8 protein-coding genes are annotated in these 9207 nt (G+C 29.9%); 4 read left to right on the top strand and 4 right to left on the bottom strand.

Features of this window, described 5'->3' with window-relative positions; translation table 11 throughout:
• Nucleotides 1–478: 478 nt before the first annotated feature.
• Entirely contained in the window at nucleotides 479–1723 is a 1245-nt protein-coding gene (locus ACTB1H_RS08110) for a C40 family peptidase (protein WP_463262345.1), read from the bottom strand.
• Between the two features lie 284 nt (nucleotides 1724–2007).
• Nucleotides 2008–3879 carry a heavy metal translocating P-type ATPase gene (locus ACTB1H_RS08115; protein WP_463262346.1) on the bottom strand — a complete coding sequence of 624 codons (1872 nt, stop codon included), beginning with the start codon at nucleotides 3877–3879 and terminating at the stop codon, nucleotides 2008–2010.
• Nucleotides 3880–4291: 412 nt separating this feature from the next.
• Here ACTB1H_RS08115 and ACTB1H_RS08120 point away from each other — a divergent pair, with 412 nt between their 5' ends.
• The 4 genes from ACTB1H_RS08120 (at nucleotide 4292) to ACTB1H_RS08135 (ending at nucleotide 8377) form a co-directional block, all read left to right on the top strand.
• On the top strand, nucleotides 4292–4978 hold the full coding sequence (locus ACTB1H_RS08120; RefSeq protein WP_463262347.1) for a response regulator transcription factor: 687 nt from the start codon (nucleotides 4292–4294) through the stop codon (nucleotides 4976–4978).
• Entirely contained in the window at nucleotides 4975–6402 is a 1428-nt protein-coding gene (locus tag ACTB1H_RS08125; protein WP_463262348.1) for a sensor histidine kinase, read from the top strand. Before ACTB1H_RS08120 ends, ACTB1H_RS08125 begins: the two co-directional genes overlap by 4 nt.
• A gap of 147 nt (nucleotides 6403–6549) precedes the next feature.
• Nucleotides 6550–7263: a TraX family protein gene (locus ACTB1H_RS08130; RefSeq protein WP_463262349.1), complete on the top strand. Its 714-nt coding sequence runs from the start codon at nucleotides 6550–6552 to the stop codon at nucleotides 7261–7263.
• Nucleotides 7264–7276: 13 nt separating this feature from the next.
• A complete protein-coding gene (locus ACTB1H_RS08135; RefSeq protein WP_463262350.1) occupies nucleotides 7277–8377 on the top strand; it encodes a M15 family metallopeptidase in 1101 nt (366 codons plus the stop codon).
• Between the two features lie 122 nt (nucleotides 8378–8499).
• On the opposite strand, the gene ACTB1H_RS08140 is transcribed toward ACTB1H_RS08135, so the two are convergent.
• The gene (locus ACTB1H_RS08140; RefSeq protein ID WP_463262351.1) at nucleotides 8500–8775 is read right to left on the bottom strand and encodes a metal-sensing transcriptional repressor; all 276 of its coding nucleotides are present in this window, start codon (nucleotides 8773–8775) and stop codon (nucleotides 8500–8502) included.
• Between the two features lie 31 nt (nucleotides 8776–8806).
• Nucleotides 8807–9207, bottom strand: a 401-nt coding sequence (locus ACTB1H_RS08145) for an MATE family efflux transporter (protein WP_463262352.1), incomplete at its 5' end; no start/stop codon positions are given.

Here is a 9207-nt window from a genome sequence, read left to right on the forward strand (position 1 = left end):
CATAGTTCCATATAAGTCTTCCATGACTCTTGAGGTGATAAGTTAAAAGACTAAGATCATAATTTGCAAGTTCCCCTATAGTATAGATATTTAATTTATGGAGTTTAGGTAGTGTAGCTCTTCCTACCATTATATACAAATTCATTTTAATGCAAAATAACAAAAAATAAAGGAAATTGCCTTTGAATTACATTACTTATCACTAAGATACTTAAGATCAAAAATCATTTATAAACTAATAACTAAAAGTATCATATTTATGATAGTCTACTCTTAGTTATCAGTAAAACTTTAATATTTTTTATACTATAAGCTAATTGTGATTCCACTCTTTGAGTCACATTATTAACCATACATATAATTTAAAAGTACCTAAATAAAATAAGGCTGGATTTATCAACTTTACTCCAACCTTAGTATATTAAATAGGTTTGGGAATAGATTTAAACCTATATTATTTTTCAATCAAATATATAATTTACTTTACTCTTCTTGCAGCATAAAACGACCAAATTTTAGATATTTTTACAACATCACCAGTCTGTGGTGAATGAATCATTTGCCCATTACCTATGTATATCCCTACATGTCCTGGATTACTAAAAACTAAATCACCTACCTGGAGATCTGAATAATTTACTGGAGTACCATCTTTCACTTGAGTATAAGTTGTTCTTGATAAAGATATACCAACTTGTTTAAAAACATATTGTGTAAATCCTGAACAATCAAATACACTAGGTCCTGCAGCTCCATAAACATATTTAGAGCCTAATTTGCTATATGCAACAGAAAGTAATGTTGAATTAGAAACATTCCCCTCACTACTGTTACTTCCACCACTACTTCCTCTACTAATCTGTGGTTGTGTAGGCGTAGTAGACGCAGCCTGTTTTTGACTAACTAAATTTTTACCTTTTTCAATTAAATCTACTAATTCAGTATCAATGCTACTACTCTTAACACTCTTTCTTAATATTCTTAATGTAGTTATAGCATTGTTTAAATCATTAATAGAACTGCTTGAAGTATTTATTATTGTTTCAAACGGCTTGTATAAGTTTCTTTCAGTTGTAACTAAATCATCAGCAATCTTATTGTATTCAATTTTAGCTTGATCAACATAAACTTGTTGCTCTGCTTTTTTAACATTTAATTCATCTAATTTTGACTTATTATCTTTGTTTAAGTTCTCTAATTCTTGAATTTTAGTTCTGAGAGTCATAATATGGTCTTCATACTCTTTTTGTTTATCCGTAAGTTCATCTATAATCTGCTTATCTAAACTCATTATTCTACCAACTGCTTGAGCTTTAGAAATAAAATCTCCTAAACCATTTGCGCTTAATAAAATCCCTATATAACTAGCTTGTCCTCCAGATTTATATATAGCTCTTATTCTAGCTGCAAAAATACTCTCTTGTTCTTCTAATTCATTTTTACTTTTTTCAATATTATCTTTTGTATCATCTATATCTTTATTAGTATTTACAATTTTAATGTCATTTTCATTCATTGCTATTGCTATTGGTTGTATTTGTGCATCTAACTCATATACTTTATTTTGTAGTGAAACATACTTACTTTTAGCCTCCTCCGCCTTTTTATTTTTTTCATTAAGCTCCTGCTGTTGCTGCTCAGTTATAGGTTCAGCCAATACATTTGTTGCAGTTCCTAATATTAATGACGCTGTAATCAAAATAGATATTACTTTTCTTTTCATCTACTCCTTAGTGTTACTAACTTTAGTAAGCAACACATTCTCCTTTCAATTGATTAGTAACTTAATCATATAATATATATCATTCATAAAGATGCAGGCAAAATCTAAGTTACTACATCTTTATGATTATTTTTAAATTACATAACTTTACCTTATTTTTATATTTCAATATTATAAATTCTCTTTTTTTCTATACCTCAATCACCATAATTGCAGATAAAAACATCCTAAAATAATGTTCATTGCTTGTCCTATTTATCCTTTTATTTATACATTACAAATAATCAATTGAATTTTCTGTCATAAAGTAAAGCAGCATTTAATACCACAAGTACTGATCCCACATTATGCACTATCGCACCTGTTATTGGATTCAAAACACCTAAAACAGATAAAATAATTGCAACAAAATTGATTACCATTGATGCCGTAATATTTCCTTTAATAGTTTTCAGTGTAGAATTTGATAACTTCTTAAGATACGGAATATTCTCAATATCATCACTCATAAGAGCAATATCAGCTGCTTCAATCGCAATATCACTACCCATACTTCCCATAGCAATCCCTACATTTGCAGTCTTTAGTGCTGGCGCATCATTCACGCCATCCCCAATCATACAAATATTTTTTCCTTCTGACTGAAGTTGCTGAATATATGCAACTTTATCAGCGGGCAATAATTGTGCATGAATATTTTCAATCCCAATTTGCTCTGCAAAGTATTTCGCAGTTTGAGAGTGATCTCCAGTTAAAAGAGCTACCTCAGTATTCATTCTCTTTAAGCTATTAACCATGTCTTTTGCACTTGCTTTTAATGTATCTGACAGTGCAATTATTCCTATACATTCTCCATGCTTTCCTATAAGAATTGACGCTTTCCCTTGCGAACGTAATAATCTCAAATCAGATTCAACTTTTTCATCAATACGCACTTTATTTTCAATTAAGTATGCACTGCTTCCACATAAAACAGATGCTCCTTCAACCTTTGCTCTTACTCCCTTACCTGCCTCCATTTGAAAATTTTCAGCTTTCATTAAATGTATATCCTTAGATCTAGCATAACTTGCAATAGCTTTACCCAGTGGATGCTCGGAATGTATTTCAACTGAAGCAGCTATCTTAAGAATATCCTTTCCTGTATAATAAGGTGAAACTGTAATGGTATCACTAACTTTTAAATTTCCAACAGTAAGTGTACCAGTTTTATCAAATGTAATATAATCTACTTTTCCCATTTTCTCTAGTGCCTCACCAGATTTAATTAAAACACCATGCTTTGTAGCCTGTCCTATTGCTGCCATTATTGAAGTAGGGGTTGCTAATGCTAAAGCACATGGACAAAAAACAACTAGTATCGTCACTGCCCTAACTACATCTAAAGTGATTAAATAAGTAGCAATTGAAATAAATAAAGCAATAGGTACTAGCCATGTAGCCCACTTATCCACAAGTCTTTGCATAGGCGCTTTTTTATTTTCAGCCTCTTTTACCATGTCTATCATTTTCTGTAGTGACGAATCCTTTCCTACCTGAGTTGCCTTGATTTCAATAGACCCAAAACAGTTCATAGTTCCACAAAAAACAGCATCATTTATAGTTTTATCAATAGGCAGAGACTCACCAGTTATTACAGCTTGCTCAACAGAAGTATCCCCTGCTATGATAACACCATCTACCGGAACAACTTCACCTGGAAGAACTCTTAAAATATCATCTTTACGCACTTCTTCTATTGGTACAAATTCTTCATAAAAACTCTCTCCTATGAATATAAGTTTACGACCTTTTTGAGGAATAAGACTAATTAAGTTACTAAGTCCTTTTTTAGCACGAGCTACAGTCATATCTTCTAAAATAGCTCCAATAGCCATTATAAATGCTACTTCTCCAGCAGCAAAAAGTTCCCCAATAGCAATAGATGCAATCATAGCAATAGATATAAGTAGAGCTGAAGAAATCCACTTTTCAAAAATTAACCTTGTTATAGCTAGATATAAAAGTGGTAAACCTGAAATAATTATAGTTATCCATGCTGGATCTATAGGTAATTTATTATTATTCAACATTAATACTAAGCTGATTGCTAAAAATATCCCTGATATGACAGTCATTTTAATACCACTAAGAAAATCACTTAATTTTTTTATCATTTTCTACACCTCCAATAATAAAATCAAATTGAAAATTAATAATTCCCTACTGAAAATATTTTGATTCTTTAAGTTTATTAATGTTAAAGATTATAGATATATATCAAAATCATATCCCCCCATAGGGGATACGGCAAGTATAGCATAGTATTTTATAAAAGACAATATAAAATATTTATATAGATTTTAAAAATCATTCTAAATTAACCCTAATTATTACTAATAGGTAAAGTTTTATATTACTCTAAATATTCAATTATCTATATTTAAGTATTATATTATCTTGACTAACAAAAATTATAAATTTATAATTTAGATATTTTCTATATATACTTACTAAAATTAAAAATCTGTATGAAAGCTCACAAATACTTTACAATCGTAATTTATACTATATTTGAGGTGATAATTAATGTTAGAAAATAAAATATGCCTTTTAATAGCAGATGACGATATGCGTATGCGTAGGGCAATAAGTGATTTATTAAAATCAAATGGATATTACATATTCGAAGCTGATAATGGTCAACATGCTTTGGAAGTTTTTTATCGTAACAGTGGAATTATTGATCTTATTTTGCTTGATATTATGATGCCAAAATTGGATGGCTTTGAAGTACTCTATGAAATACGAGATAGCTCACTAACGCCAATCATTATGCTTACAGCAAAAGAAGCAGAATGCGACCAACTCAAAGGACTAACTAAAGGTGCTGATGACTATATTACCAAGCCATTTTCCTCGTCATTACTTATTGCTAGAATTGAAGTAGTATTAAGAAGAACAGGTAAATTTCAAACACAACCTATTACTTTCAATAATCTAAGAATTGATACTCTAAAGAGGTCAGTATTTGTTAATGATAATATAATCAGTCTCACGCAACGTGAATATGATTTATTGCTTCATCTAGCTGTTCATGAAAATATAACTCTAAGCAGATCTCAGTTACTAAATTCAGTTTGGAGTTACAACTATAATGGGGATGGTAGGACTGTTGATACTCATATAAAACAATTACGCGCTAAATTAACCAATTCCTGTCAATACATAAAAACAGTACATGGTGTAGGTTATCGTTTTGAGGTAGAAATATGATAAAAACAATAAAAATAAAGCTAGTAATTTTTGTGGGAATGATAATTTTTTCTGTTATAGCAATACAAGTTGTTTGCAATCTTTTTTTAGTTAAGCCATATTTTATAGATAAAAAAACATACCAAATGGGGCAATCTTTTGCTATCCTTAAAACTAACATTGAAGCTCATGACGATATTGCAAAAGCAATGATGCATTATGAAGAAGATGAAAATATAAATATTTCTGTATGGGATAAATATAATAAGCCTATATACAATAGCGGAAATATTGATATAGCGTACTACCAAAGTGGAAAATATACATTTTCCCACACTCCTAGTGTAGAATATTCGATTAATCCGCAATCTGAAAAAGAAAATTTAATGCTATTTGGAGAAATTTTTTTAGAAGATAACATAATTTTTGTAGTTTTAGATACTCCCATTTCAGCAGTAGAACGAAGTACTGAGTTAATTAATGAATTTAATCTATATATAGCTGCTATTGCATTAAGTATAGGCGGTATTCTAACTTGGTTTTGGAGCAAACACTTTGTGAAACCTATCATAGAAATTGATCATGTTGCAAAAAGTGTATCCACTTTAGATTTCTCTCAAAAATTAAAAGAGCCCTTTTCTCATGATGAAATAGGCCGACTTGGTAAAAATATCAATTTAATGTCTGAACAATTATCTAACATGATTGGAAGCTTACAAGCTGCAAATGCTCAATTAGAAAAATCTGTAGACCATCAAAAACAAATTGACGATATGCGTAAAGAATTCATCGCAAATGTTTCTCATGAATTAAAATCTCCTCTTGGTTTAATGGTCATGTATTGTGAGAATCTAAAAAATAATTTGCCCAATATTGACAAAGATTTTTATTATGATGTAATAGTTGATGAAAGTAAAAGATTAAGTGAGCTTGTAAAAAGCCTATTAGATATATCATCACTAGAAAACGGACTTACTAAAATGCACTTTGATTTAATTAATTTTTCCGATTTGGTTCATAAACTTTGTGCAAAAAAACAGCTTATATTTGATAATCAAAAAATAACTTTAATCAAAAATGTTCAAGATAATTTATTTGTTTTAGGTGATTCTTTTTATCTAGAGCAAGCATTAACTAATTATTTAGATAATGCAATAACTCACACTCCTCCAAACAAAATAGTCAAAGTATCTGTTTACATTGAAAATGAATTTTTAGTATTCTCAGTTTTTAATGAAGGTACCACCATATCAATTAGTGATGAGAATAAGATATGGGAAAGTTTTTACAAGGTAGATAAGGCTCATACCCCAAGCTTACAAACGCATGCCGGACTTGGTCTATACATTGTTCGAACCATTATCAATTCACATGAAGGGAAATATGGAGCAAATATATTGGAAAATGGTGTAGATTTTTGGTTTAAACTTTTACTTTTTCACTAAAAATTTTAAAATTAAAAATCCACCTCACAATAACCTCATAATTTCTATCTAAAATAATTATTGAAACTACTATTATGATATCAAAATGCTTATATCAAATTTTAATATTTATATAGTAGTTAATAATTATTGATAGGAAATGGTGAAATGGAAATAACTATTAAAAACACAAGACTTTTAACCTCAAACACATTAAAGGTAATAGCCATTACTGCTATGTTTGTAGATCATATGTCAACATGGCTTGTGCCTAAAGGTACAATGTTAGATATACTACTGCACACTTTTGGAAGACTGGCGGCTCCAATAATGTGCTTCTTAATAGCTGAAGGCTATTTCTATACTTCTAATGTCAAAAGATATATTCAAAGACTTTTTGTATTCGCCTTAATCTCTCACCTGCCATTTGTAATGTTTTTTGGAGTTGAATGGTGGCAAGCAACAAGTGTAATTTGGTCTCTTTTAATGGGATTAGTAGCTTTGTCTGCTTGTAAAAATTCTAATCTTAGTTTATTCAGAAAAATTTCTATCGTCATTTTATGCTGTCTATTTGCATGGACGGCTAACTGGAACTATATAGCGGTACTATGGATAGTGTCTTTTGGGTTATTTAGAGACCAATTAAGAAACCAGATAATATCATTCGCAGCTATTGGTATTATTTTATACGCAATTCCAGGAATTATTGATTATGGTTGGACATCTATTTACCGATTTGGAGTTCTTTTAGCAATTCCTTTACTTACACTATACAGTGGTGAAGTAGGTAAAAAGTCTAATATAATTAAATGGGGTTTTTATATTTTTTATCCCTTACACTTAATAATACTATATATTTTAAAAGATCTAATATTAGTTTAAGGAGATAAAATTTATGTTTAAATTTCGTACTTTAATGATTACAATGTTGATTTTAAGTGTTTCTTTAACCTCATGTTCATTATCATACAATAAAAATGTAAAACAAGGAGATCCAATTGAAATAATCGAACCCTATAAAGGGGATTTAGAGCTTCCTATAATTGGAGCAACTGGATATACTCCGATAGCTCTTGATTTAAAAAATTCAGCAAATACTGAATCTGAAACACTAGAAGTTATGGAAGCAGGTACTGGATTCAAAGTAGTAAAAGAAGAAGGCGATTGGTGGTTTATTGAAAAAGAAAATTCATCTGGATGGGTTGAACACAAATATTGTATGGTCAACCTACCAGATGTTATTCCATCAATTATTTATAATAATACTAATACATATTCATCAAAACTTACTTCTTCCAGAAAATCCATCCCCAAGATAACTGGTAATTCATTATATTCTAGTAAATCATATAACGAACGTCTTGGAAAAGAAGAGTATATTATGCCTGTTCTATATTCAATGTCAAAAAAAATTTATTTGGCACAAAAATCTGCATTAGCTAATGAAAACTCCTTAATACTATACGAAAGTTACAGACCACGCTCTGTACAAAAATCTATAGTAACTGGATTATCTCAATTAGCTAAAAGTGATTCAAATGTTATGACTGGCATAAATACTCCGCCATGGGATATTTCTTGGTTTATTGCTACGAGTCTTTCAAATCATCAGAAAGGTTCCGCCATTGATGTAAGCTTAGCTAATGTAAATACTAAAGAAAATATTACAGTGGGTGATTATTTGTGCATTAACATCACAGATTATGCTGAATATACAATGCCAACACCAATTCATGAGTTAAGCATATCATCAATTACATTCTCAACTCCTATTTCATCTAAATCTCAAACAGCCTGGAAGAGTGCACAATTAGCAAATTCAATGACTGAATCAGCTGTAGATTTACAAAATTATTGCACTGCTGCAGGACTTACTCCTTTAGCCTCAGAGTGGTGGCATTTTAACGATTTAGATACAGGCAACCAACTCAATAATATTAGTAGCGAAGGTAATTACACTTTAACTAAATCTTATAGTACTCCCCCTACTAAATAAAATTTGATTCACTTAAACAAAAGAAAAAGTAGTGAATAATTCTTCCACTACTTTTTTCTTTTCTATTTTTCATAAGATATTCTTGCATTGAATAGTCTTTATATAAGTGACTATCTAAATTTTTATTTTACAAATTTATCAATTGCGTTATTGAGATCATCAAGTATTTTATTATTATTTGTTTCAACTGCTTTAATAACACAATTCTCTATATGATCTTGTAAAATTATTTTTCCAATATTATTTATTGCTGATTTTACTGCTGATATCTGTATCAAAACCTCACTACAATCTCTACCATCCTCAACCATTCTTTTTACAGACTCTAAGTGCCCTATAGCTCTTGAAAGCCTATTTATAACTGCTTTAGCACTCTTATGTTCATGATTTTCATCCATATAACTAATCTCCTTTTATATTATAAATTAATTATATAATTATTTTTTGCCAATTTCCATTAAAGAAACGTATTAACAAAAGTATTCCTCTAATTGTAATATCAAGTGCATATCCAATCCATACACCAAATAAGCCTAGTCCCAGTATAACTCCAAGTAAATATCCAATACCCACTCTTACTCCCCAAATTCCTAATAAAGTTGTATACATAGGAAATTTTGTATCACCTGCTCCCTGTAAAGCACTAGTAAATATTTGTGTAATAGCTGCAAAAGGTTGGAAAAATGCTATTAATCTTAGTACTTTGACAACCATTTCTTGAATTTCTTCTGTCTGTGTAAATAAAGCCGCTAATTGTGGTGCAAAAATAAAGAAAATAACTCCTATGCAAATCATAAAAAAAGTCGTAATATAATCTGCTAAAAAAACCA

The organism is Soehngenia sp. (genome assembly GCF_055108775.1).

What these genes read in the sequence shown, in the direction of transcription:
- ACTB1H_RS08135 (WP_463262350.1), top strand. Translation starts at nt 7,277, where the DNA reads ATGTTTAAATTTCGTACTTTAATGATTACAATGTTGATTTTAAGTGTT.
- ACTB1H_RS08140 (WP_463262351.1), bottom strand. Translation starts at nt 8,775, where the DNA reads ATGGATGAAAATCATGAACATAAGAGTGCTAAAGCAGTTATAAATAGG.
- ACTB1H_RS08125 (WP_463262348.1), top strand. Translation starts at nt 4,975, where the DNA reads ATGATAAAAACAATAAAAATAAAGCTAGTAATTTTTGTGGGAATGATA.
- ACTB1H_RS08110 (WP_463262345.1), bottom strand. Translation starts at nt 1,723, where the DNA reads ATGAAAAGAAAAGTAATATCTATTTTGATTACAGCGTCATTAATATTA.
- ACTB1H_RS08120 (WP_463262347.1), top strand. Translation starts at nt 4,292, where the DNA reads ATGTTAGAAAATAAAATATGCCTTTTAATAGCAGATGACGATATGCGT.
- ACTB1H_RS08130 (WP_463262349.1), top strand. Translation starts at nt 6,550, where the DNA reads ATGGAAATAACTATTAAAAACACAAGACTTTTAACCTCAAACACATTA.
- ACTB1H_RS08115 (WP_463262346.1), bottom strand. Translation starts at nt 3,879, where the DNA reads ATGATAAAAAAATTAAGTGATTTTCTTAGTGGTATTAAAATGACTGTC.